Source organism: Enterobacter sp. 120016 (assembly GCF_018383635.1).
GTDB lineage: Bacteria > Pseudomonadota > Gammaproteobacteria > Enterobacterales > Enterobacteriaceae > Enterobacter > Enterobacter asburiae_D.
In genome coordinates, this window is the sequence record NZ_JAHAWC010000027.1 from 17,868 (window position 1) to 43,131 (window position 25,264).

Below are 25,264 nucleotides of genomic sequence, written 5' to 3' on the forward strand. Positions count from 1 at the left end.
TCTGTTCTCCTGCCTGTTGTAAGTTATAACCGCGAAAACGCATTGTCCTGACGCGGGGGAGCGACGAAATGACCCGGACCGACCTCGCGCAGCGTCACGCGCTCCACGGCCTCGCCGCGTTTACGAATATTGCTCGGCATTTCATCCTGCAGCAGCACGCGCTGGCCGTGACGATGCGCGGGATCGGCAACCGGGACCGCCGCGATAAGCTTGCGGGTATACGGGTGCTGCGGGTTCTCAAACACCGCCCTTCGCGGCCCAATCTCCACGATTTGCCCCATAAACATCACCGCCACGCGATGGCTGATGCGTTCAACCACGGCCATATCGTGCGAGATAAACAGGAAGGCAATGCCCATATCCCGCTGTAAATCCAGCAATAAGTTGATGATCTGCGCCCGGATAGAAACATCCAGCGCCGAGACGGACTCATCGGCAATCACCACTTTCGGGTTTAGTGCCAGCGCGCGGGCGATGCAGATACGCTGCCGCTGTCCGCCGGAAAACTCGTGCGGATAACGCCAGGCGTGTTCCGGCTTCAGGCCGACGCGCTCCAGCAGCCAGGCCACCCGACGCTGTGCCGCTTCGCCGTCGAGCAGGTTATGTACCCGCAGCGGCTCCATGATCGAATACCCCACCGTATGGCGCGGATCGAGGGAGGCATACGGATCCTGGAAAATAAACTGAATATCTCGCCGCACCGCCTGCAGCCTGCTGTCCGGAAGGGTATCAATGCGCTCACCGTTAAAGGTAATGCTGCCTTCCTGTGATTCCACCAGACGGAGCAACGCGCGCCCGGTGGTGGATTTACCGCAGCCGGACTCCCCCACCAGCGCCAGCGTTTCGCCCGGCCAGAGATCGAAGCTGACGTTTTCCACCGCGTGCACTTCGCGCTTTACGCGGTTCAACACGCCGCTGCGCAGCGGAAAACGGGTGACCAGATCGCGCACTTCCAGAATGGGCTTACCCGGCACCACGGTGTCCTGCTCGCGCTCATCCTCCTGCTGCTCGGACGCCTCGAGAGAAATCAGAGGGAAACGGCGCGGCAAATCGCTGCCGTTCATCGCCCCCAGGCGCGGAACCGCCGCCAGCAACGCTTTGGTGTAAGGATGCACGGGCGCGTGAAAAATCTGCTCGACCGGGCCGGTTTCCACCGCGCTGCCCTTGTGCATTACCAGCACCCGATCGGCGATATCGGCGACCACGCCCATATCATGGGTGATGAAAATCACCCCCATCTCCATCTCCTGCTGCAGCACTTTGATGAGCTGCAGGATCTGCGCCTGAATCGTCACGTCCAGCGCCGTCGTCGGTTCATCGGCAATCAGCACCGCCGGACGGCAGGAGAGCGCCATGGCAATCATCACCCGCTGGCGCATGCCGCCGGAAAGCTGATGCGGATAGCGCCCCAGAATGGCCTGCGCCTCCGGAATGCGCACCAGCTCCAGCATCCGTCGGGCCTCGTTGAGCGCTTCATCGCCGCTCAGCCCCTGATGCAGGCGGATAGACTCGGCGATTTGTTCCCCGACCGGAAAAACCGGGTTCAGGGAGGTCATCGGCTCCTGGAAGATCATCGCAATATCCGCCCCGCGCACGCCCTGCATCTGCGAACCGCTCAGCTCAGTTAAATCAATGACCTGACGGTTGCGGCGGCGCAGGAGCATTTTCTCGCTGCTGATTTTCCCGCCCGTCTGTTCCAGCAGGCGCATCAGCGCCAGAGCGGTGACCGACTTACCGGAGCCGGACTCGCCAACAATCGCCAGCGTCTCGCCGCGCCTGAGCGTGAACGATAAATTCTGTACTGCGGGGATGAACTGCCGCTCTTCCTGAAACGCAATATTGAGCTGATGGACAGCCAGCACTTTGCGGTTGTCCAGTTCTTCACTGTGCGGCACGCGCTGCCCCCTTATTCACGATAGATGCCCGTGCTCGGTTCATCACCGGCATAACCCCAGGCGCGATACATGCCTTCGCTGTTGAACGGCAAAGCCACGTTGCCCTCACGATCCACCGCAATGAGCCCGCCGACGCCGCCAAGCGCAGGCAGTTTCTCCATCACCACGCGCTCGCAGGCTTCGCTGAGGCTTAAGCCGCCGTAATCCATCAGCGCGGTGATGTCGTAGGCCGCGAGGGCGCGGATAAACACTTCCCCGGTTCCGGTACACGACACCGCCGCCGTCGCGTTATTGGCATAGCAGCCGGCGCCCGGCAGCGGGCTATCGCCGACGCGCCCGGGCAGCTTGTTGGTCATCCCGCCCGTTGACGTCGCCGCCGCGAGGTTTCCGGCCTTATCGAGCGCCACCGCGCCGACCGTGCCCATTTTGGTGGTTTCATCCAGCGGTGCACTATGGTCAAGCTGCGTCATGCCCGCCGAACGGGCTTCCAGCAGCTGCTGATAGCGCTCCTCGGTGGAAAACAGATCCGGCGATACCGGTTCCATCCCGTGCTCGAAGGCAAACGCCTCTGCTCCGGCCCCCGTCAGCAGCACGTGCGGACTCGCCTCCATCACCAGACGCGCGGCCAGCACCGGATTGCGCAGGTGACTCACGCCCGCCACGGCGCCCGCTTTCAGGGTGACGCCGTCCATCACGCAGGCATCCAGCTCGTGCGTTTCATCCCGGGTAAAGACCGAACCGATACCCGCATTAAATAACGGACACTCTTCCAGCAGGCACACCGCCTCGGTGACCACATCCAGCGCGCTTTCGCCCGCTTCCAGCATTCTCTGGCCCGTTTCCACAACGGCGTACAGCGCGTCGATATAGCGCTTTTCCTGCTCGGGACTGAGCTGTGCTCGGGTGATTGCCCCGGCGCCACCATGAATTGCGATTACCGCATTAACCATTCGCATCACCCGTTAGCCTGATTTGCGGCTTTTTCTATAAATATCATTATCGTCGATGAAACTTCAGATGATTTTTGAATATAGAAAGACGTAACTGTGATGTAAAGCGTACACCCATCGGGTCATACAGTTAGCCGCACTTTTCTGCCATAATGAGCGCTTTCGTTGTTACTCCGCAGGAGCCCACCATGGATTTTACCGCCGGACTGATGCCGCTTGAGACGGCACTCACGCAGATGCTTGACCGAATTTCCCCGCTGCATGACGTTGAGACGCTGCCCCTCGTGCGCTGTTTTGGCCGTATTGCCGCGCGCGATATCGTCTCTCCGCTTAACGTGCCGGGGTTTGATAATTCCGCGATGGACGGTTACGCGGTACGCCTGGCAGATCTCCAGACGGGTAACGCCCTGCCGGTGGCAGGTAAAGCCTTTGCGGGTCAGCCGTTTAGCGGTGAGTGGCCTGCGGGCACCTGCGTGCGCATTATGACCGGCGCACCGGTTCCTGCCGGCTGCGACGCCGTGGTGATGCAGGAAGAGACCGAACAGACCGACGACGGCGTGCGTTTTACCGCGAACGTCAAAGCGGGCCAGAACATCCGCCGCACGGGCGAAGATATCACGCTTGGCGCAACGGTCTTCGCCGCCGGACAGAAGCTGACGGTAGGTGAACTGCCGGTGCTGGCGTCGCTTGGCGTTGCTGAAATCGACGTTATCCGTAAAGTGCGCGTCGCCGTTTTCTCCACCGGCGACGAGCTGCAGCTTCCGGGCCAGCCGCTGCAGGAGGGCCAGATTTACGATACCAACCGCCTGGCGGTACACCTGATGCTGGAGCAGCTGGGCTGTGAGGTGATTAACCTCGGCATTATTCCTGACGATCCGGAAAAACTGCGCGCCGCGTTTATCGAAGCGGATAACGCTGCCGACGTGGTTATCAGCTCCGGCGGCGTCTCCGTGGGCGAAGCGGATTACACCAAAACCATCCTTGAAGAGCTGGGCGAAATCGCCTTCTGGAAGCTGGCTATCAAGCCGGGCAAACCGTTCGCGTTTGGCAAGCTGCAACACAGCTGGTTCTGTGGCCTGCCGGGTAACCCGGTCTCGGCGGCACTCACCTTCTACCAGCTGGTTATCCCGCTGCTGGCGAAGCTTTCCGGCAACAGCGCCAGCCCGCTGCCGGAACGCCAGCGCGTGCGCGCCGCCACGCGCCTGAAAAAATCACCGGGCCGTCTCGATTTCCAGCGCGGCATTCTGGCGCGCAACGCGGACGGTGAGCTCGAAGTGAGCACCACAGGGCACCAGGGCTCGCACATTTTCAGCTCCTTCAGCCAGGGCAACTGTTTTATCGTGCTGGAGCGCGAGCGCGGCAATGTGGAAGCAGGCGAGTGGGTTGAGGTAGAGCGTTTTAACCACCTGTTCGGAGGCTGACATGACGGTGGAGCTGAGCGACCCGGAGATGATGCGCTACAACCGCCAGATTGTGCTGCGCGGGTTTGACTTCGAGGGCCAGGAAGCGCTTAAAGCAGCAAGCGTGCTGGTTGTTGGTCTGGGCGGTCTGGGCTGCGCCGCCGCGCAGTACCTTGCGGCGGCGGGCGTGGGCAGAATGACGCTGCTGGATTTCGATACCGTATCGGTGTCCAACCTGCAGCGCCAGACGCTGCACAGCGACGCGACGGTTGGCCAGCCGAAGGTGGACTCTGCCCGCACGGCGTTGACGCGCATCAACCCCAACGTTCAGTTCACCCTGATTGACGTAATGCTGGATGACGACGCGTTGTCCGCGCAGATTGCGCAGCACGACCTGGTGCTGGACTGCACCGATAACGTCGCCGTCCGTAACCAGCTGAACGCGGGCTGTTTTGCCCACAAAATCCCGCTGGTCTCCGGCGCGGCGATCCGCATGGAGGGGCAAATCACTGTCTTTACCTACGCTGAGGGTGAACCCTGCTACCGCTGCCTGAGCCGCCTGTTCGGCGAGAACGCGCTAACCTGCGTTGAGGCGGGCGTGATGGCACCGCTGGTCGGCGTGATTGGCTCACTGCAGGCGATGGAAGCGATCAAAGTCCTGGCGCACTACGGCACGCCTGCCGCGGGGAAAATCGTGATGTATGACGCGATGACCTGCCAGTTCCGCGAGATGAAGCTGATGCGTAACCCGGGGTGTGAGGTTTGTGGAGGTTAAAGCAAACGGCAACCTTCAGGTTGCCGTTTTAGTGTTTGCTCCCTCTCCCTGTGGGAGAGGGTTGGGGTGAGGGCATCAGGCCGCCCCCGTCAGATAGACGTCCGTCCAAACGCGCCCTGCCAGTCCTGCTCAAACTTCACAATCGCCGCATCCACGGCCGGAGAGGTAATAAACTGCTGCGCCACGTCCAGCGGCAGCGTGATGGACTCGCACCCTGCCAGCAGGCAGTCCAGCGCCTGACGCGGCGTTTTAAAGCTCGCGGCCAGCACCTTTGACTGCGGGGCGTGCAGCGTCAGCAGCTGCTGCAGTTCAACCACGGTCTGGATCCCGTCCCCGCCCTGCGCGTCCACGCGGTTAACGTAAGGGGCCACATACTCTGCCCCCGCCAGCGCGGACAGCATCCCCTGCGCGGCGCCGTACACCGCCGTGCCCAGCGTCGGGATCCCTTCGGCTTTCAGCATCTTGATTGCCGCCAGCCCTTCTGCGGTCACCGGCACTTTCACCACCAGGTCGTTAATGATGGCGCGCAGCTTGCGCGCGTCATCCACCATCCCTTCGGCGGTGGTCGCCATCACCTGGGCGAACAGACGGCCTTTGCCGCCCAGCGCGTCGTGCAGCTCTGGCAGCAACACGTCCAGCGGCGTTTTACCTGCCGCCACAATGCTTGGGTTGGTGGTCACGCCCGCCAGCGGGAAGATACGCGCCAGCTTTTTAACTGCCGCAACGTCAGATGTGTCGAGATAAAGTTCCATGATGTCACCCTCAAAAATAGCCTGCACTTACCCTATCACGACAAAACCTGCTCAGTAGTTGACCTGCATCAAGATAACTTTCATTCGAAAGTCATTTAATCTTCATATGCAAGATGAGAGGCAAAATCATGATCTTCAATATTCAGCGTTACTCTACCCATGATGGCCCCGGTATTCGAACCGTGGTGTTCCTGAAAGGCTGCTCGCTGGGCTGTCGCTGGTGCCAGAACCCGGAAAGCCGCTCCCGCAGCCGGGACGTGCTGTTTGATGCGCGTCTGTGTCTGGACGGCTGCGACCTGTGCCAGCAGGCGGCGCCGGGCTGTATCGAACGCGCGCTGAACGGGCTGGTCATTCATCGTGAGAAGCTTGATGAAGCCACGCTCGCTGCCCTTACCGACTGCTGCCCGACGCAGGCGCTGACCGTCTGCGGTGAAGAGCAGCAGGTCGAGGAGATCATGGCGACCGTACTGCGCGATAAACCCTTCTACGACCGCAGCGGCGGCGGGATCACCCTCTCCGGCGGCGAGCCGTTTATGAACCCTGAGCTGGCGCACGCCCTGTTTAAAGCCAGCCACGCACAGGGGATCCACACCGCCGTCGAAACCTGCCTTCACGTGCCGTGGCGCTATATCGAGCCGTCATTACCCTACGTCGATCTGTTCCTCGCCGACCTGAAGCATGTCGACGGTGACGTGTTCAAACAGTGGACGGACGGTTCGGCTAAGCGAATCCTGAATAACCTGAAACGCCTTGCCACTGCCGGGAAAAAAATCACCATCCGCGTGCCGCTGATCCAGGGCTTTAACGCGGATGAAGCGTCCATAACCGCCATTACCAACTTCGCCGCCGACGAACTCGGCGTCGAGGATATTCATTTTCTGCCGTATCACACGCTGGGCATGAACAAATACACCCTGCTCGGCCAACCCTACTCTGCCCCTGACAAACCGCTGGATAACCCTGCCCTGCTGGACTTCGCGCAGCAGTACGCCTGCCAGAAAGGGTTAACCGCGACCTTACGAGGATAAACCTATGACAACCCTGAATCTCAACACCCTCAGCGAGCGCATTAAAGCGCACAAAACGGCACTGGTGCATATCGTTAAGCCGCCGGTCTGTACCGAGCGCGCGCAGCATTACACCGAAATGTACCAGCAGCACATGGACAAGCCGATCCCGGTACGTCGCGCCCTGGCGCTGGCGCATCACCTGGCTGAACGCACCATCTGGATCAAACACGACGAGCTGATTATCGGTAACCAGGCAAGCGAAGTGCGCGCCGCGCCGATTTTTCCGGAATACACCGTCTCCTGGATTGAGAAAGAGATCGACGATCTGGCGGACCGCCCGGGCGCGGGCTTTGCGGTGAGCGAAGAGAACAAGCGCGTGCTGCATGAGATCTGCCCGTGGTGGCGCGGCCAGACGGTGCAGGATCGCTGCTACGGCATGTTCACCGACGAGCAGAAAGCCCTGCTGGAAACCGGCATTATCAAAGCCGAGGGCAACATGACCTCCGGCGACGCGCACCTGGCCGTTAACTTCCCGCTGGTGCTGGAGAAAGGCCTCGACGGCCTGCGCGCCAAAGTGGCCGAGCGCCGCTCGCGCATCAACCTGACGGTGCTGGAAGACCTTCACGGCGACCAGTTCCTGAAGGCGATTGATATCGTGCTGGAAGCGGTGAGCCTGCACATCAAACGCTTTGCCGATCTGGCGCGTGAAATGGCCGCGGCCGAAACCCGCGCAAGCCGCCGCGACGAGCTGCTGGCGATGGCGGAAAACTGCGACATCATTGCCCACGAGCCGCCAAAAACCTTCTGGCAGGCTCTGCAGCTGTGCTACTTCATTCAGCTGATCCTGCAGATTGAATCCAACGGCCACTCCGTCTCCTTCGCGCGTATGGACCAGTATCTCTATCCGTACTACCGCCGCGACGTGGAGCTGAACCAGAGCCTGGACCGCGAGCACGCCATCGAGCTGCTGCACAGCTGCTGGCTGAAGCTGCTGGAAGTAAACAAGATCCGCTCCGGCTCGCACTCCAAGGCTTCCGCCGGTAGCCCGCTGTACCAGAACGTCACCATCGGCGGCCAGAAGCTGGTCAACGGTGAGCCAATGGACGCGGTGAACCCGCTCTCCTACGCGATTCTGGAATCGTGCGGTCGCCTGCGCTCCACCCAGCCGAACCTGAGCGTGCGCTACCACGCGGGCATGAGCAACGACTTCCTCGACGCCTGCGTGCAGGTGATCCGCTGCGGCTTCGGGATGCCCGCATTCAACAACGATGAAATCGTCATTCCGGAATTCATCAAGCTCGGCGTTGAGCGCGACGATGCCTACGACTACGCGGCCATCGGCTGTATCGAAACCGCGGTGGGCGGCAAGTGGGGCTACCGCTGCACCGGCATGAGCTTTATCAACTTCGCCCGCGTGATGCTCGCCGCGCTGGAAGGCGGGCGTGACGCCACCAGCGGCAAGGTGTTCCTGCCGCAGGAGAAAGCGCTCTCAGCCGGTAACTTCGACAATTTCGACGAGGTGATGGCGGCCTGGGATAGCCAGATCCGCTACTACACCCGCAAATCCATCGAGATTGAGTACGTGGTAGACACCATGCTGGAAGAGAACGTCCACGATATTCTCTGCTCGGCGCTGGTGGACGACTGCATCGAGCGTGCGAAAAGCATCAAGCAGGGCGGCGCGAAGTATGACTGGGTCTCCGGCCTGCAGGTGGGCATCGCCAACCTCGGCAACAGCCTGGCGGCGGTGAAGAAGCTGGTGTTCGAACAGGGCACTATCGGTCAGCAGCAGCTGGCGGCCGCGCTGGCGGATGACTTCGACGGGCTGACCCACGAGCAGCTGCGTCAGCGTCTGATCAACGGCGCGCCGAAGTACGGCAACGATGACGACAGCGTGGATATGCTGCTGACGCGCGCCTACCAGACCTACATTGAAGAGCTGAAGCAGTACCACAACCCGCGCCACGGCCGCGGCCCGATTGGCGGTAACTACTACGCTGGCACCTCCTCGATTTCCGCAAACGTGCCGTTTGGCGCGGCGACAATGGCCACCCCGGACGGACGTAAGGCGCACACCCCGCTGGCGGAAGGGGCAAGCCCGGCTTCCGGTACGGACCACCTCGGCCCAACGGCGGTGATTGGCTCGGTGGGTAAACTGCCTACCGAGGCGATTCTCGGCGGCGTGTTGCTGAACCAGAAGCTGAACCCGTCGACGCTGGAAAACGACAGCGATCGCCAGAAGCTGATGGTGCTGCTGCGCACCTTCTTCGAGGTGCATAAGGGCTGGCATATTCAATACAACATCGTCTCGCGCGACACGCTGCTGGAAGCGAAGAAACATCCTGACCAGTATCGTGACCTGGTGGTGCGCGTGGCGGGCTACTCGGCGTTCTTCACCGCCCTGTCGCCGGATGCGCAGGACGATATTATCGCCCGTACTGAGCATACGCTGTAACGGTGTATCCCTTAAGGGGAAATGCGCACGCTGATGCCCTCACCCCGACCCTCTCCCACGGGGAGAGGGAGAAAACACTAAAAACGGCAACCCAGGTTGCCGTTTTGCTTTTACTTTCGAATGAAATTAAATTTGTGCTCCCCATCACCTTGTTATTAGAATGTTTCAAAACGAAGTGACCCAGGAGCACAGTATGACCGTTAAAGTTATCGTCACCGATATGGACGGAACTTTCCTTGATGATGCCAAGCAGTACGATCGTGACCGCTTCCAGGCACAGTTTGAACAGCTTAAAGCCCGCGACATTGAATTTGTGGTCGCCAGCGGCAACCAGTATTACCAGCTCATCTCCTTCTTTCCGGAGCTGAAAGACAGGATCTCCTTCGTGGCCGAAAACGGCGCGCTGGTGTTCGATCGCGGCGAACAGATTTTCCACGGCGAGCTGACGCGTCATGAATCGCAGATCGTGATTGGCGAACTGCTGAAAGATAAGGGGCTTAACTTCGTGGCCTGCGGGCTGGAGAGCGCGTACGTCAGCGACCAGGCCCCTGAAGAGTTTGTAACGCTGATGTCAAAGCACTACCACCGCTTAAAGCGCATCAGCGATTACCGCGAAATTGACGACGTGCTGTTTAAGTTCTCCCTGAACCTGCCGGACAGCGATATCCCAACTCTGGTGGATAAGCTGCACGTCTCCCTGGACGGCATCATGAAGCCGGTCACCAGCGGCTTTGGTTTTGTCGATTTGATTATCCCCGGCCTGCACAAAGCCAACGGCATCAGCCGCCTGCTGAAACGCTGGAAAATCTCCCCGCAGGCGTGCGTGGCCATTGGCGACAGCGGCAACGATGCCGAGATGCTGAAGCTGGTGAAATATTCCTTTGCGATGGGCAACGCGGCGCAGAGCATCAAAGAAATCAGCCGCTACAGCACCGACGACAACAACCATCAGGGCGCGCTGAACGTCATTCAGGCCGTGCTCGACAACCATTCCCCGTTCGACGCCTGATCCTCTCCTCGCCGGAGCCTCGCTCCGGCCTCTCACTCTTTTTCCGTCCTGTGGCTTGCGTCAAGTTTTTAAACTTGCATTAACTTATTTTTAACTTAAAGTATCACTTGTAGACATTTTTACTTTCGAATGAAAGATGCGAGGCGGTTATGACCTTTACCAGTGAAACTTTGCCAGCGGATCACAAAGCGGCGATCCGTCAGTTAAAACGTGAGCTGCGCGCGCAGATCGGCGACGTGCAGGCGGTGTTTAATAAGCTCAGCGATAAAATTGCCACCCGCGTGGCGGAAATCAACGCCCTTAAGAACAAAGGCGAATCCGTCTGGCCGGAGATCCCGTTTGCGGACGTGAAAAACGGCACCATTACCGACGCACAGCGCGAAGCCGTTAAGCGCCGCGGCTGCGCGGTGATTAAAGGTCATTTCCCGCGCGAGCAGGCGCTGGCGTGGGATCGGTCGATGCTCGACTACCTCGATCTGAACAAATTTGACGACGTGTACAAAGGGCCAGGCGATAACTTCTTCGGCACCCTAACGGCCTCTCGTCCGGAGATTTACCCGATTTACTGGTCGCAGGCGCAGATGCAGGCGCGCCAGAGCGAAGAGATGGCGCAGGTGCAGTCGTTCCTGAACCGTTTATGGACATTCGAGAGCAACGGCAAGCAGTGGTTCGACCCGGATGTGAGCGTGATTTACCCGGACCGTATCCGCCGCCGTCCGCCTGGAACCACCTCGAAAGGGCTGGGCGCGCATACCGACTCCGGCGCGCTGGAGCGCTGGCTGCTTCCGGCTTATCAACAAGTTTTCGCCCGCGTGTTTGACGGCAACGTCGATAAGTACGATCCGTGGAACGCCGCGCACCGTACCGAAGTGGAAGAGTACACCGTCGATAACACTACCAAATGCTCGGTGTTCCGGACCTTCCAGGGCTGGACGGCGCTGTCGGATATGATCCCCGGACAGGGGCTGCTGCACGTGGTGCCAATCCCGGAAGCGATGGCCTATATTCTGCTGCGTCCGCTGCTGGACGACGTGCCGGAAGACGAGCTGTGCGGCGTGGCGCCGGGGCGCGTGCTGCCGGTTTCCGAGAAGTGGCACCCGCTGCTCATCGAGGCATTAAGCAGCATTCCGGCACTCGAGGCGGGCGATTCCGTGTGGTGGCACTGCGATGTGATCCACTCCGTCGCGCCGGTGGAAAATCAGCAGGGCTGGGGCAACGTGATGTACATTCCTGCCGCGCCGATGTGCGAGAAAAACCTCGCCTATGCGAAAAAGGTCAAGGAAGCGCTGGAAACCGGCGCGTCGCCGGGAGACTTCCCGCGCGAGGATTATGAAAAGCGCTGGCAGGACCGCTTTACCGTGAACGATCTTAATATCCACGGCAAGCGCGCGCTGGGCATGGCTTAACTGTCGTACAGCCCTTCCCGCTCCACGGCGGTGCGTCGTTTTCCCTGACGTATCCGCCGTACCGATTCCCGTACGGTCAGCGTGCCGTTAAGCAGTAACGTCCCAACCGGCGCGTCCGGGCGCATGAGCCGCTGCTGGAGCATATAAACCGCTTCTGTTCCCAGCTCATCGCGCGGAACGTGCACGGCCGTTAATGGAACATCCTGAATCGCCGCCAGGTTAAACCCGTCTATGCTCATCACCGACACGTCCTGCGGCACGCGCAGACCGTGGTTTTGTAAGGCGCTAATGGTGCCCGCCGCCATAAAGTCGCCGCCGACCAGAAACGCCGTCGGCAGGTCTTTTCCCTTCTGCTGGTTAAGCCACTCGCTGACCATCTGTTCCGTTTCGCGCGCGCTGAAGCTGGGCACCACCAGCAGATCGCGTTTATCGTTGAACGACAGGTTGTGGGCCTGCCACGCATCGCGGATCCCCGACAGGCGCAGCTCCATGGTGTAGCGACGCAGGCACAGCACGTTCATCACCTCACGGTGTCCCATCTCGAACAGGTATTCCGCCGCCCGTTCGCCAATGGCGCGATGATCCGGCGCGACGGCAGGCAGACGCATGTGGCGGTCCCGGCAGTTAATCAGCATGCAGGGTTTGCCCACGTCCACCGCCAGATCGTGAATGTGGGGATCGTCGATGCCAAGAAGGATTGCCGCCTGGGTATCCGGCTCGTTCATGCGTGCCAGAAATAGCTGGGCGTCGCTGTCGTTCTCTTCCAGCGCGCAGTAGCGAAGGCGCACGTCGTGCGAGGCAAGCCCTTTACTCACGCTCTGGATCACGCGGTAGTAAAAGATGTCGGACCGCTCGTCGAAGGCGCGCTGCGGGGCAAAAACCACCAGGCTATTGAGCAGTAACCGCCCTGCCGCCATGCCCTCCATCACCCCCAGCTCCCGCGCGCACGCCAGCACCTTTGCGCGCGCTTTTTCACTGGTATTGGCTTTCCCCGCTAGCACCCGCGACACGGTGCTGATCGAGAGCTGCGTTCGGGCGGCGATTTCGGTGATTTTTAGCCTTTTGTCCATTTTGTGATCTGGCTCCATTTGCGAAATGAAAAAATTTTCATAGCGTATCCGTCAGGTAATAACTGACATGAATACCATCATGCCAGAGGGTTTTCGTCAGTTATGAGAAACTTTGCACAAAATCCACTATTGCCCACTCATTTTCTCCCTTAAGGTGAACTTGTCACACAACTTCCATACTAGTTGTATAGCAACTTAAGCAGTTTAAACGGATAGAAATCAAAGGCATAAAAATCCGTGTGACACCTGAACCTCCGTCCCCTTACCGTCCGTCTTGTGGAGAGTAAAATGAGTCAGGACATCAATAACACCGTTGCGACAAGCAAAACCCGTCGCGTCATCAAGAACCTGCGCTGGTACGTGCTGGTGCTGTTCTTACTTGGCGTCACCGTTAACTACATCACCCGAAATTCGTTAGGCATTCTTGCCCCCGAGCTGAAAGAGAGCCTTGGGATCACCACCGAGCAGTACTCCTGGATCGTCGGCGCGTTCCAGATCGCCTACACCATTTTCCAGCCCCTGTGCGGCTGGCTGATTGACGTTATCGGCCTGAAGATTGGCTTTATGGTCTGCGCCGGGATCTGGGCGCTGATGTGTATTTTCCACGCGGGCGCCGGAAGCTGGCTGCATCTGGCGATTTTGCGCTTCTTTATGGGTGCCTCAGAGGCTGCAGCTACCCCGGCGAACGCCAAAACCATCGGCGAATGGTTCCCGAAATCAGAACGACCCGTTGCCGCCGGCTGGGCGGGCGTAGGCTTCTCCATCGGCGCGATGCTGGCTCCACCTATCATCTACTTTGCTCACGCCTCGTTCGGCTGGCAGGGCGCGTTTATGTTTACCGGCGTGCTGGCGCTACTGTGGGTGATCCTGTGGTGGGCGTTCTACCACAACCCGGAGCAGCACCCGAACCTGAGCAAGGACGAGCTGGCGTTTATCAAGCAGGATAATGAACCGCCTGCGGTGAGACTGCCCTTCCTGACCGCGCTGAAAACCGTCTCGAAAAACAAACGCTTCTACGGTATCGCCATCCCGGCCTTTATGGCGGAACCCGCCTGGGCGGTGCTGAGCTTCTGGGTGCCGCTGTACCTCGCCAAAGAGCACGGTATGGATCTGAAGCAGATTGCGATGTTTGCCTGGCTGCCGTTCCTCGCCGCCGACCTCGGCAGCGTGGCGAGCGGCTACCTGACGCGTCTGTACACCCGCCTGTTCGGCTGCTCCCGCGTTAACTCGGTCGTTGCCAGCTCCGTGACGGGCGCGTTCCTGATGATCTCGCTCGGCATCGTGGCCATTACCCGCGACCCGTATATCACCATCGTGCTGATCTCCATCGGCGGCTTCGGGCACCAGATCATCTCCTGCATGCTAAGCGCCCTGGTCGTGGAGTCGTTCGACAAAGGCCAGATGGCGACCGTCAACGGCATGCGCGGCTCGGCGGCGTGGATCGCCAGCTTCCTGTTCTCGCTGTTAATCGGCGTGACCGCCGACAAAATCGGCTTTAACCCGCTCTTTATTGCCATGGGCTTCTTTGACCTGATTGGCGCCGTCTTCCTGGTAGCATTTATTGCTGAACGTCGCGCCAAGCGCGCCTGATAGTGGATGTATTGCATATGAAAACCCTGAAAAACTGGATCGTAGATAAGCAGTCGGCAAACCATCTGGAACTGCTGGTCGATAACCAGCACCGCCTGTGCCTGTATGTGCTGGAAGAGAACCTGTTCCGCGTGCTGATTAAGCGCAAAGGCGAGCTGGCGCTGGACCGCACCTGGAGCATCGCGCCGGAAAAAGACGTGCCGTGGGAAGGCCGCCGTCGTGACGATATAAGCGGTTTTTCCTGCCCGGCCTGGAACCTGACGCAGCAGGGCGAGACGCTCACCGTGGCAACCGAACGGCTGCGCGTGACGGTCCACCAGCCGCTGTGGCTGGAGTGGCACTACCGCAATGAGGCGGGCGAGTGGCAGCCGCTGGTCAACGACCGTCCGACCAGCGCCTACCTGCTGAACGCCCACGGCGACGGCGTGGCGCACTACCTCAGCCGTCGTAAGGACGAGCGTTTCTACGGCCTGGGCGAGAAAGCGGGCGATCTGCAGCGCAACGGTAAGCGTTATGAGATGCGCAACCTCGACGCGATGGGGTACAACGCGGCCAGCACCGACCCGCTCTACAAGCACATTCCGTTCACCATCGCCCGCCGCGACGACGTCAGCTATGGCCTGTTCTACGACAACCTGAGCAGCTGCTGGCTGGATCTGGGCAACGAAATCGACAACTACCACACCGCCTATCGTCGCTGGCAGGCGGAAGCGGGCGATATCGATTACTACATCTTTACCGGCAAGCGCGTGCTGGACGTCACCAAAGCCTTCGTGCGCCTGACCGGGAAAACGCTGTTCGGACCGAAATGGAGCCTGGGCTACAGCGGCTCGACCATGCACTACACCGACGCGCCGGACGCACAGAACCAGCTGATGAACTTCATTCGCCTGTGCGAAGAACACGCCATTCCGTGCGACTCGTTCCAGCTCTCCTCCGGCTATACCTCCATCAACGGCAAGCGCTACGTCTTTAACTGGAACTATGACAAGGTGCCGCAGCCGAAGGTGATGAGCCAGGCATTCCACGACGCGGGGCTGAAGCTGGCGGCCAATATCAAGCCGTGCCTGCTGCAGGATCATCCGCGCTATAACGAAGTGGCGGAGAGCGGCCTGTTCATTCGCGATTCAGAAACCGATGCTCCGGAACGTTCCAGCTTCTGGGATGACGAAGGCTCGCACCTCGACTTTACCAACCCGCAGACGGTGCAGTGGTGGCAGAACGGCGTCACCACGCAGCTGCTGGAGATGGGCGTCGACTCTACCTGGAACGACAACAACGAATACGAAGTGTGGGACGGGGAAGCGCGCTGCTTTGGCTTCGGCAAAGAGATCGCTATCAAGCACATTCGACCGGTGATGCCGCTGCTGATGATGCGCGCCTCGCTGGAAGCGCAGCAGCGTTTCGCGCCGGAAAAACGTCCGTATCTCATCTCCCGCTCCGGCTGCGCCGGGATGCAGCGCTACGTTCAGACCTGGAGCGGTGATAACCGCACCAGCTGGGAGACCCTGCGCTATAACATCCGCATGGGGCTGGGCATGAGCCTGTCCGGGCTGTTCAACGTCGGTCACGACGTCGGCGGTTTCTCCGGCGACAAACCGGACGCCGAGCTGTTCGTGCGCTGGGTGCAGAACGGCGTGATGCACCCGCGCTTTACCATTCACTCATGGAATGACGATCGCACCGTGAACGAGCCGTGGATGTACCCGGGCGTCACCCCGGCCATTCGCGGCGCGGTTGAGCTGCGCTACCGCCTGCTGCCGTACCTCTACACCCTGCTCTGGCAGGCGCACGCCGACGACGAGCCGATGCTGCGCCCGACCTTCCTTGACCACGAGCACGATGCGCAGACCTTCGAAGAGTGCGATGACTTCCTGCTGGGCCGCGATCTGCTGGTGGCCAGCGTGGTCGAAGCCGGGCAGCGCGAGCGCCGCGTCTGGCTGCCGGATAACGCCACCGGCTGGTACGATTTTTACACCCACGCGTGGTTCGCTGGCGGCCAGTCAATCGTTCTCGACGCACCGCTGGAAAAACTGCCGCTGCTGGTGCGCGCCGGTGCCGGTCTGCCGCTAAGCGAGCGCATTACCCACGTGTCCGCTGAAAAAGACAACACCCGCGAGCTGAAGCTGTTCCCGGTGAAGGGCGTCGGCACGACCACCGGCATGCTGTTTGAAGACGACGGCGAAAGCTGGGGCTACCAGAACGGCAGTGCGCTGTGGGTAGAATGGGAAATGGTGTGCGATGGCGCAACCATCAACCTGAAGGTCAACGCGCGCGGGGATTATCGTCCGGCGTGGAAAGCGCTGAAGGTGTCGCTGCCTGTAGGGGAAAAACGTACGCTTCTGGTGAACGGGGCTGAAGGGGGCGAGTGGGTGGTGTAGTGCGGCCTGATGCCCTCACCCTAACCCTCTCCCACGGGGAGAGGGAATAGAACGTAGGCCGGGTAAGGCGAAGCCGCCACCCGGCTTTTTTTTAGTTCTCGATACCTTTACTGCGCAGGTAATCTTCGTAATTACCGGTAAAGTCTACTACGCGCTCTGGCGTAATTTCGATCACGCGGGTCGCCAGCGAGCTGACGAACTCGCGGTCGTGTGAGACGAAGATCAGGGTGCCCTGATACATCTCCAGCGCCATGTTCAGGGATTCGATAGATTCCATGTCCAGGTGGTTAGTCGGTTCGTCCATCACCAGGATATTCGGTTTTTCCATCATCAGCTTGCCGAACAGCATGCGGCCCTTCTCGCCACCGGAGAGCACTTTAGCCGGCTTTTTGATGTCGTCCTGGCTGAACAGCAGACGACCCAGGATGCTGCGCACCGCCTGCTCGTCGTCGCCTTCCTGCTTCCACTGGCTCATCCAGTCGAAGACGGTCAGATCGTTTTCGAACTCGTATTCATGGTCCTGCGCGTAGTAGCCAATCTGCGCGTTTTCAGACCACTTCACGGTGCCGTTGTCCGGCTGCAGCTCGCCGACCAGGGTTTTCAGCATGGTGGATTTACCCACGCCGTTGGCACCGAGGATGGCAATCTTCTCGCCCACTTCCAGCAGCAGGTTGAATTTGTTAAACAGCGGGCCGTTCTCAAAGCCTTTTGCCAGGGCTTCCACTTCCAGCGCGTTACGGAACAGTTTCTTGTCCTGCTCGAAGCGGATGAACGGGTTCTGACGGCTGGAGGCTTTGACTTCGTCCAGCTTGATTTTGTCGATCTGACGCGCACGCGAGGTCGCCTGACGCGACTTAGAGGCGTTGGCGCTAAAGCGGCTGACGAAGGACTGCAGGTCAGCAATCTGCGCTTTCTTCTTGGCGTTATCCGCCAGCAGACGTTCACGCGCCTGGGTGGCCGCCGTCATGTATTCGTCGTAGTTGCCCGGATAAACGCGCAGCTCGCCGTAGTCCAGATCCGCCATGTGCGTACAGACCATGTTCAGGAAGTGACGGTCGTGCGAAATGATGATCATAGTGCTGTCGCGATCGTTCAGCGTCTGCTCCAGCCAGCGGATGGTGTCGATGTCCAGGTTGTTCGTCGGTTCGTCGAGCAGCAGGATGTCCGGGTTAGAGAACAGCGCCTGTGCCAGCAGCACACGCAGCTTCCAGCCTGGCGCAACTTCGCTCATTGGACCGTAATGCTGTTCAAGCGGAATGCCTACGCCCAGAAGCAGCTCGCCCGCGCGCGCTTCTGCAGAGTAGCCGTCCATCTCGCCGTACTGCGTTTCCAGCTCGGCCACTTTATAGCCGTCTTCTTCACTCATTTCTGCCAGCGCGTAGATGCGATCGCGCTCCTGCTTCACTTCCCACAGTTCCCCATGCCCCATGATCACGGTGTCGAGCACGGTGAACTCTTCAAAGGCGAACTGATCCTGACGCAGCTTACCGATACGCTCGTTAGGGTCGAGCGATACGTTGCCGAGCGTCGGCTCCAGGTCACCGCCGAGGATCTTCATAAAGGTGGATTTTCCGCTACCGTTGGCACCAATCAGGCCGTAACGGTTGCCGCCGCCAAATTTGACGGAAATGTTTTCGAACAGCGGCTTACTGCCAAACTGCATAGTGACGTTGCTGGTAACTAACACGGGGAGATTCCTGCGAAAAGTGTGATAAACACGGCATTATGCCACAATTCCGAATTGAGATCCCGTGTTGCGGCAATCCACTAAACTTTAACAAAATCGAAAAAAATGTGATTTCGTACACATCTGAATTCCCTGTTAGCGGGAATGCACATATAATGCGCTCCCATCACAGATTCAGACTTATCAACTCATCGCCAGAATGGCTTAGATACCTCGCACAACATGAACATGAAATTAACAACGCTTTTTGCGGCGGCGTTAGCCGTAGTAGGTTTTTGTAAGACCGCGTCTGCGGTGACGTATCCCCTGCCAACAGACGGTAGCCGTCTGGTGGGCCAGAACCAGGTTGTGACGGTACCAGAAGGTAACGCTCAGCCACTGGAGTATTTCGCTGCGCAGTACCAGCTGGGCCTGTCTAACATGCTGGAAGCGAACCCGGGCGTTGACCCGTATCTGCCAAAAGCGGGTACCGTGCTGAATATTCCTCAGCAGCTGATCCTGCCGGATACCGTTCATGAAGGTATCGTGATTAACAGCGCCGAAATGCGTCTGTATTACTACCCGAAAGGCACCAACACCGTTATCGTGCTGCCAATCGGTATCGGCCAGCTGGGTAAAGACACCCCAATGAACTGGACCACCAAAGTTGAGCGTAAGAAAGCGGGCCCAACCTGGACGCCGACCGCCAAAATGCACGCGGAATACATCGCTGCGGGCGAACCGCTGCCAGCCGTTGTGCCGGCAGGTCCGGATAACCCAATGGGTCTGTACGCGCTGTACATTGGCCGCCTGTACGCTATCCACGGCACCAACGCCAACTTCGGTATCGGCCTGCGCGTAAGCCACGGCTGCGTGCGCCTGCGTAACGACGACATCAAATTCCTGTTCGAAAACGTGCCGGTCGGTACGCGCGTGCAGTTCATCAACGAACCGGTGAAAGCGACCTCTGAGCCAGACGGCAGCCGCTACATCGAAGTGCACAACCCGCTGTCCACCAGCGAAGACCAGATCAACAATAACGAAATCGTCCCTGTTACGCTGAACAGCGCGGTACAGGCGGTGACCTCTCAGCCAGACGTAGAAACGGCGATTGTTGACCAGGCCGTGCAGAACCGCTCCGGTATGCCGGTGCGTTTGAACTGATAGAGAAGCATTAAAAAAGCGGGCCTCGTTGCCCGCTTTTTTTTATCCGTTATTCACGATCACGATCCCGCCGTGATCGTACCGATAGTGGCAGTGGGCATACTCCAGCGGCGTGCCATCCTCCAGATAAATCACCTGCTCTACTTCCAGTACGGGATCGGTCTGCTCGCAGACCAGATGCTCCCTGTCCAGCGCGTTGGGCTTAAGCGCCCGCACCACCCGGTATGACCCCATAATTTTCAGCCCCAGCGTCTCCTGCACGTACTGGAACACCGAACCTTCAAGATGATTTTTTGTCAGGCCCGGCACCAGATTCATCGGCATCACCGTGGAATCCAGCGACATGGGTTCGCCGTTCAGCAAACGGAGTCGAATGAAGTCATAGATCGGCGCATCGGCGTTAATCATCAGCGACGCCTGCTCTTTTTCGTTCGGAAAGCGCAGCTCGAAATGCACCACCCGGCTGGTCACCGTGCCCAGATGTTCCCAGGTTTTGGTCGCGCCGAAGTAGTCGCTGCCGGAAAGATCCCACTGCGAGAGCTGGAGAAAATTTTTACGGATGAACGTGCCCTGCCCCTGGCGGGTATAGACCAGACCTTCGACGATCAGCTGGCGCATCGCCTGCTGAATGGTCATCCGGCTGGAGCTGAACTCCGCCGCCAGCGCAAACTGGTCCGGCAGGGGTTCGTTGGCGGCGTACTGCTGGCTGATAATGCGTTTCTTAATTTCCCGCGCTATGGTGATGTACTTCGCCGCCATCGTCCTTCCTTTCAGTTAGTTTTCTATCCCGCTGTTTTTCAACGCCACTCTCTCGGCAATCTTGAGGAAAGGCAGGTAGAAGAATACACCAAATACAATGATTGCCAACTGCACCACCACCGCCCGCCAGTCCCCCGCCGTCGCCAGCCAGGCGCTGAGAATTGGCGGCGTGGTCCAGGGGATCATCACCACGCAGCGCGACATTAACCCCAGCGTGGTACAGAGCCAGGCGAAGTAAATGCCGATGGCGGGCAGCAGCACAAACGGGATCATCAGCGGTAGGTTAAACACGATCGGCAGGCCGAAGATCACCGGCTCGTTGATGTTGAATAAACCGGGCGCCAGCGAAAGACGCGCCACCTGCTTCGCCGATTTTTGACGGGAGAAGATAAAGATGGCGATCAGCAGCGAGATCGTGCTGCCCGTGCCGCCCACCATGCCAAACGTCGGCACGAAGATGTTATTGATGATATGCGGGATGGGCTGACCGTTGGCGAAGGCCAGCATGTTCTCGTTGGTGTTGATCAGCAGGAACGGCTCCAGCACCACGCTGTTCACCACCGACTGGTGAATACCGAGCGTGAACAGGAAGTTACCGAAGCTGTAGATAAAGATCGTCCCCGGCAGGCTGGTGTTGATCAGCCGCAGCGGCTGCTGGATAAAGGTGGTAATAAGATGGATCAGGTCCGTATGCAGCACGTTTGCCAGCACTGCCGCCAGCACCGCGAACAGGGAGAGCGTGAGGATGGTCGGGATCAGCGCGGTAAAGGATTTGCTCACCGCCGGAGGCACGTTTTCCCCGAGGGAAATGTGCAGCGCCTTCAGGCGTGAAATAGCGATAAAGAGTTCCGTTGAGAATAGCCCAATCAGCACCCCGGCGAAAATCCCGGTTGAGCCAATGTTGGCGAACGTCAGCACCTGGGTGACGTTCACCGCGGCGTCGCTGCCGACGGGCGTAAGCTGCAGGCGCATCGGCATCATGATGATGAAGCTGCTGACGGCGATAACCACTGCCGAGACCGGATTGTCAAAATCTTTGTTGCGCGCCAGCGACCAGGCAATCATCGGGGCCAGCAGCAGCGCGGCGATGTTCAGCGTGCCGTTGATAATCGCCTCGCCCCACACTTTGAAGTGTGCCAGCGTATCCCCGTGAAAAATCCACGGAAACACCACGTTGTTCACCAGCACAGCCAGACCGGCGAGAATGAAAATCGGCATCACCGTGGCGAAGGCGTCCCGCAGGGAGCGCAGATGCACCTGGTTGGCCAGGCGCGCCGAGAACTCAACAAACTTATCGACAAAAGACTGCATGTGCGGTGTTATTTTTGCTTCAGACATAGCGGATAGTTCCCATCAATCAGTCACAAAAACGGCCCGGCAGCGTACGGCTTACATCTCGCGTCCGTTGGTATGGATAACCTGTTTTAACCACGCGTAGCTTTTCTTCGGCACGCGCTTCAGGTCTTTCAGGTCGTGGTTTTCCCGGTTGACATAGACCACGCCGTAGCGCTTACGCATGTCGCCCTGAGAGCTGAGAATGTCGATCAACCCCCAGCCGAGGTAGCCGATCACCTCCGCCCCGTCCTCGAACATCGCCTCCTTCATGGCCTCGATATGCGCCCGGTGGTAGTCGATACGGTAGGCGTCATCAATCGGGTTCACGCCGTCCCAGGACTCAATCACCCCGATGCCGTTCTCGATCGGGAACACCGGCAGGCGCCAGTCGTTGGCGTAGCGGGTGATGATGGTGCGAAAGCCCAGCGGATCGATCTGCCAGTTCCACTCGGTGGCCTTCAGGTACGGGTTGTTTTTCTCGCCGTGCAGCAGGTAATAGTTCACCGGGGTGCCTTCGGGAATCGCATCGCTGTCCAGCGTTTTGCTGGCGTAGTAGCTGAAGGCCATATAGTCGTTTCTGGTGCGCGCCAGCAGCGCTAAATCCTCGGCGCGATAGATATCACCAAAGCCCTCCTGCTCCACCACCGCCATCACCGCCGGGCTGTAGCCCTGGCCGGCGAAGACGCGCAGCAGGTTCTGGTTAAGGAACTCGTCATACTGCTGGGCGCAGAAGATATCGCGCGGTTTGCAGGTGGCCGGGTAGATAAGCTGGTGCGCCAGCATCCCGCCCATCATCTGGCCGGGTTTGGTCTGGTGCAGATATTCGGTCAGCGCCATGTGCGCTACCATGGTGTGATGCTGCAGCTCGTACAGCTCGCGCAGGGTTTTGTCGCCTTTCATATAGCCCGAAATACGGAACGCTTCCGGCATGTGGAAGATGTTCTGCTCGTTGAAGGTCAGCCAGTACTTCACGCGTTCGCCATAGCAGTCGATCATCTTTTTACCGTAGCGGATAAAGGCGTCCATCACGCGGCGGTCGTTGAAGCCGTTGTACTCCTGCGCCAGCGCCAGCGGCATATCGAAATGGTAAAGACAAACCATCGGCTCGATGCCGCGGGCGATCAGATCGTCGATAAAACGGTCGTAAAACGCGATACCTTCGTCGTTAAAATCGCCGTCGCCCTGCGGGCAGACGCGGCTCCATGAAATCTGGAAGCGGTAGCAGTTCATGCCCAGATCCTGCATCAGGTCGAAATCTTCCCGGTAGCGGTGGTAGGAGTCGGTCGCGACTTTCCAGTCAGAGATATTCTCCCCGGCTTCGCGAATGTCGTATACCGACATGCCTTTCCCGCCCTCGTTCCAGGCTCCTTCCGTCTGCATGCTGGACACCGAGTTGCCCCATAAAAAGTTGGCCGGCAGTGAATTGATCATGGTTCCTCCCTATATGACTAGTCATTTAAAATTTCATGACTAGTCATTTAGGTGAAGATGAAAGGTCGATCAAAGAGGAGGATCGTTTTTTGTGAGCAATGCGGGAAAAAACCGACAAGCGACAGTGTCGTTTGATTCAGCACCGTCTAATTCCGGGTGCTAATCCTAATTATTTTTTAATGTGACCATTTGCATGCTAACCATGTTTTCTCCTCTGCAAACCGGGCGTATAGTCCGGCGCACCAGGCACACTTTTCATACGGATATGAAATGCTCCACTCTGTCAGTATTAATGGACTTGAGCTTGCCCTTGACGGGGATGAAACCACCACCGGCGCCAGCTGTATCAGCTCCCTTCGCACCCATCAGGATACCGGAAGAGGCATGGTTCGCGTGGGCGATACAACGACGGTTTGCCCGGTCTGTAAATGCCCGGGCATCGTTGTCACCGGCACATCAGATTTCATTGTTGATGGTGCCAGGGCTGCCGTTCATGGCTCTGAAGTGAAATGTGGCTGCCCGGCAGGACAAAACCGCGTTATCGTCTCTTCTTCCGCTGCCCTTTCGACAACGCCGGCCACCTTACAGAGCGCCGGACGCCCGTCATCTCGCACACAAACACAGGAACCCACCGCGGCGTCTTCTCCGCTCCTGTCTTCCCCGACTCAGGCGGCACCCGGGGCCGTGCCGCAAGAGGTGACGCTGACGATCGGCCTGTTTTTTGACGGTACGGGGAATAACGCCGTTAACACGGAGAACATGATTAAAGCCTGTACGGCCAGACACTACGACTACACCAGCGCGGAAGCCGAGGTCATTATGGCCCGGTGCGCGCGGGAGGCGTTCGGGGTATCCGGCACTGGCGCAGGCAGCTACATCGGGTATTACACCAACGTGCACTGGCTGCATACCCTCTATCAGACGGACCTGCTGCCCGACAGTACAGCGGCCCAGGCGTCACTGTATATCGACGGTATCGGCACCGAAGCGGGCAAACCCGACAGCCTGATTGGCCAGTCGATGGGGATTGCGGATACGGGCGTGATTGCCAAAACGGATAAAGCGGTAGCGGGTCTGGCCCAGACAATTAGCCAATCCATTGAAAGTATTAAAACAGAACTAAACGCTGAGAAATTAACATTGACGTCCCTGACGTTCGATATTTTCGGGTTCAGCCGTGGTGCCGCTGCGGCACGTCATTTCGCCAACCGCGTCCTGGCTCAGGACAGCGCGATTATTGCCGCCATTCGCCAGGGGCTGAACGGCGTTATCTTTCAGGGGCTGCCAGCCGGAAAGACCCGATTTATTGGCCTGTTTGACACCGTTGCGGCCATCGGCAGTCCGGTGAACGGCATGAATCCGCACTCAGCCAGTACCGGCGAGGTGAAAATCACGCTGCCTCCCGGCATCGCGGAGAAGGTCTTCCATATCACGGCGGGAAATGAGTGCCGGTTTAACTTTGCGCTGAACAGCGTCCGGCCCGTATGGCCCGAACTGGTTCTCCCTGGCGCGCATTCCGACACTGGCGGCGGCTATCTGCCCCTGGTGCGGGAAAACCTGTTCCTGACCCGCCCCGCCACGGAAACGGTCCCCCTCAGCCTGCCGGGAAGCCAGACGCGAAGCTATACGCAGCTGATACAACAACTCCCGCAGCTGGATACGTTTCCCTGTCTCGCCCCCGTTCTGCAGACCAGCCGCATTATGGCCGAAACCTGGTATGACGACCGGCTTCCACCGGATCGCTACGGGCAGTTTCAGAAACGAAGTTTTTCGGCGCTGACGCTGCGAAACCGGCTAATTCGCAACGACTGGGCAAAGGTGGTACTGCGGGTAATGATCGAGGCGGCGAAAGAGGCTGGAGCCACGTTTTATCCGTATGATTCTACCAATCCCGATACTTTTATCCCGGCTGAACTCTCCACTTTTTTAAACAAATCGTTGCAGATGGGAAAAGCGGTACGTGATGGCAACGTGCCGCCTGCTTTTACCCCGCAGGAAATGAATTTTCTGGCTCGCTCATATATCCACTGCTCTGCTAACTGGAACCCCGTCGTGAGAAATACCCGCGGTGAGATTCAGGGCGGTGCCGCACTGGCTGAACTGCTCAGCTTCGTTAATCGCCCCGATGAAGACTGGCGGCGTACGCGCTACAACATGGAAGGAGAGTCATTTTGAAACAATGCTGCTTGTGGCTGTTTTTAATCCTGGCCACCCTG

Annotated in this window: 18 protein-coding genes; 10 read left to right on the forward strand and 8 right to left on the reverse strand. The window is 58.9% G+C overall.

What is annotated here, in order from left to right; all coding sequences use genetic code 11:
- Positions 1 to 23: 23 nt before the first annotated feature.
- Both gsiA and iaaA read right to left on the reverse strand, forming a co-directional pair.
- Positions 24 to 1,895, reverse strand: a complete 1,872-nt coding sequence (gene gsiA, locus KIF87_RS22250) for a glutathione ABC transporter ATP-binding protein GsiA (RefSeq protein WP_213330736.1) — start codon at positions 1,893 to 1,895, stop codon at positions 24 to 26.
- A gap of 11 nt (positions 1,896 to 1,906) precedes the next feature.
- On the reverse strand, positions 1,907 to 2,845 hold the full coding sequence (gene iaaA, locus KIF87_RS22255; RefSeq protein WP_213330738.1) for a beta-aspartyl-peptidase: 939 nt from the start codon (positions 2,843 to 2,845) through the stop codon (positions 1,907 to 1,909).
- 188 nt (positions 2,846 to 3,033) lie between these two features.
- Between iaaA and moeA the strand changes: the two genes are divergently transcribed.
- Positions 3,034 to 4,266 carry a molybdopterin molybdotransferase MoeA gene (gene moeA, locus KIF87_RS22260; RefSeq protein WP_213330740.1) on the forward strand — a complete coding sequence of 411 codons (1,233 nt, stop codon included), beginning with the start codon at positions 3,034 to 3,036 and terminating at the stop codon, positions 4,264 to 4,266.
- 1 nt (position 4,267) lies between these two features.
- A complete protein-coding gene (moeB, locus tag KIF87_RS22265) occupies positions 4,268 to 5,020 on the forward strand; it encodes a molybdopterin-synthase adenylyltransferase MoeB (protein ID WP_213330741.1) in 753 nt (250 codons plus the stop codon).
- Between the two features lie 89 nt (positions 5,021 to 5,109).
- Here moeB and fsa read toward each other — a convergent pair whose 3' ends face one another.
- Positions 5,110 to 5,772, reverse strand: coding sequence for a fructose-6-phosphate aldolase (gene fsa / locus KIF87_RS22270; protein ID WP_213330743.1), 663 nt, complete (start codon positions 5,770 to 5,772; stop codon positions 5,110 to 5,112).
- A 128-nt stretch (positions 5,773 to 5,900) separates the two neighbouring features.
- On the opposite strand from fsa, the gene KIF87_RS22275 reads away from it, so the two are divergent.
- The 4 genes from KIF87_RS22275 (at position 5,901) to KIF87_RS22290 (ending at position 11,652) form a co-directional block, all read left to right on the forward strand.
- Positions 5,901 to 6,800, forward strand: coding sequence for a glycyl-radical enzyme activating protein (locus tag KIF87_RS22275; protein WP_213330745.1), 900 nt, complete (start codon positions 5,901 to 5,903; stop codon positions 6,798 to 6,800).
- A 4-nt stretch (positions 6,801 to 6,804) separates the two neighbouring features.
- Positions 6,805 to 9,237, forward strand: coding sequence for a formate C-acetyltransferase/glycerol dehydratase family glycyl radical enzyme (locus tag KIF87_RS22280; RefSeq protein WP_213330747.1), 2,433 nt, complete (start codon positions 6,805 to 6,807; stop codon positions 9,235 to 9,237).
- Positions 9,238 to 9,430: 193 nt separating this feature from the next.
- Positions 9,431 to 10,246, forward strand: a complete 816-nt coding sequence (locus tag KIF87_RS22285) for a Cof-type HAD-IIB family hydrolase (protein ID WP_213330749.1) — start codon at positions 9,431 to 9,433, stop codon at positions 10,244 to 10,246.
- Between the two features lie 149 nt (positions 10,247 to 10,395).
- The gene (locus KIF87_RS22290; protein ID WP_213330751.1) at positions 10,396 to 11,652 is read left to right on the forward strand and encodes a DUF1479 domain-containing protein; all 1,257 of its coding nucleotides are present in this window, start codon (positions 10,396 to 10,398) and stop codon (positions 11,650 to 11,652) included.
- Here KIF87_RS22290 and KIF87_RS22295 read toward each other — a convergent pair.
- Positions 11,649 to 12,722: a LacI family DNA-binding transcriptional regulator gene (locus KIF87_RS22295; RefSeq protein ID WP_213330753.1), complete on the reverse strand. Its 1,074-nt coding sequence runs from the start codon at positions 12,720 to 12,722 to the stop codon at positions 11,649 to 11,651. The two genes, KIF87_RS22290 and KIF87_RS22295, sit on opposite strands and share 4 nt — an antisense overlap.
- A gap of 288 nt (positions 12,723 to 13,010) precedes the next feature.
- Between KIF87_RS22295 and KIF87_RS22300 the strand changes: the two genes are divergently transcribed.
- Positions 13,011 to 14,312, forward strand: coding sequence for an MFS transporter (locus KIF87_RS22300; protein ID WP_023335029.1), 1,302 nt, complete (start codon positions 13,011 to 13,013; stop codon positions 14,310 to 14,312).
- A gap of 17 nt (positions 14,313 to 14,329) precedes the next feature.
- Positions 14,330 to 16,693: a glycoside hydrolase family 31 protein gene (locus KIF87_RS22305; RefSeq protein ID WP_213330755.1), complete on the forward strand. Its 2,364-nt coding sequence runs from the start codon at positions 14,330 to 14,332 to the stop codon at positions 16,691 to 16,693.
- 91 nt (positions 16,694 to 16,784) lie between these two features.
- On the opposite strand, the gene KIF87_RS22310 is transcribed toward KIF87_RS22305, so the two are convergent.
- Positions 16,785 to 18,380, reverse strand: a complete 1,596-nt coding sequence (locus KIF87_RS22310; RefSeq protein ID WP_213330757.1) for an ABC-F family ATPase — start codon at positions 18,378 to 18,380, stop codon at positions 16,785 to 16,787.
- Between the two features lie 222 nt (positions 18,381 to 18,602).
- On the opposite strand from KIF87_RS22310, the gene ldtB reads away from it, so the two are divergent.
- Positions 18,603 to 19,523 (forward strand): L,D-transpeptidase, encoded by a 921-nt coding sequence (ldtB, locus tag KIF87_RS22315; protein ID WP_193941931.1) that lies wholly within the window; start codon positions 18,603 to 18,605, stop codon positions 19,521 to 19,523.
- Between the two features lie 42 nt (positions 19,524 to 19,565).
- Here ldtB and KIF87_RS22320 read toward each other — a convergent pair whose 3' ends face one another.
- Genes KIF87_RS22320 through KIF87_RS22330 form a run of 3 tightly spaced genes read right to left on the reverse strand, consistent with a single transcriptional unit; the run spans position 19,566 to position 23,048 of the window.
- On the reverse strand, positions 19,566 to 20,282 hold the full coding sequence (locus KIF87_RS22320; protein ID WP_063143085.1) for a GntR family transcriptional regulator: 717 nt from the start codon (positions 20,280 to 20,282) through the stop codon (positions 19,566 to 19,568).
- Positions 20,283 to 20,297: 15 nt separating this feature from the next.
- Positions 20,298 to 21,620, reverse strand: a complete 1,323-nt coding sequence (locus tag KIF87_RS22325; protein WP_213330759.1) for a PTS sugar transporter subunit IIC — start codon at positions 21,618 to 21,620, stop codon at positions 20,298 to 20,300.
- Positions 21,621 to 21,671: 51 nt separating this feature from the next.
- Entirely contained in the window at positions 21,672 to 23,048 is a 1,377-nt protein-coding gene (locus tag KIF87_RS22330; protein ID WP_213330761.1) for a glycoside hydrolase family 1 protein, read from the reverse strand.
- Positions 23,049 to 23,318: 270 nt separating this feature from the next.
- Between KIF87_RS22330 and KIF87_RS22335 the strand changes: the two genes are divergently transcribed.
- A complete protein-coding gene (locus tag KIF87_RS22335) occupies positions 23,319 to 25,223 on the forward strand; it encodes a type VI secretion system family protein (protein ID WP_213330763.1) in 1,905 nt (634 codons plus the stop codon).
- Positions 25,224 to 25,264 lie beyond the last annotated feature (41 nt).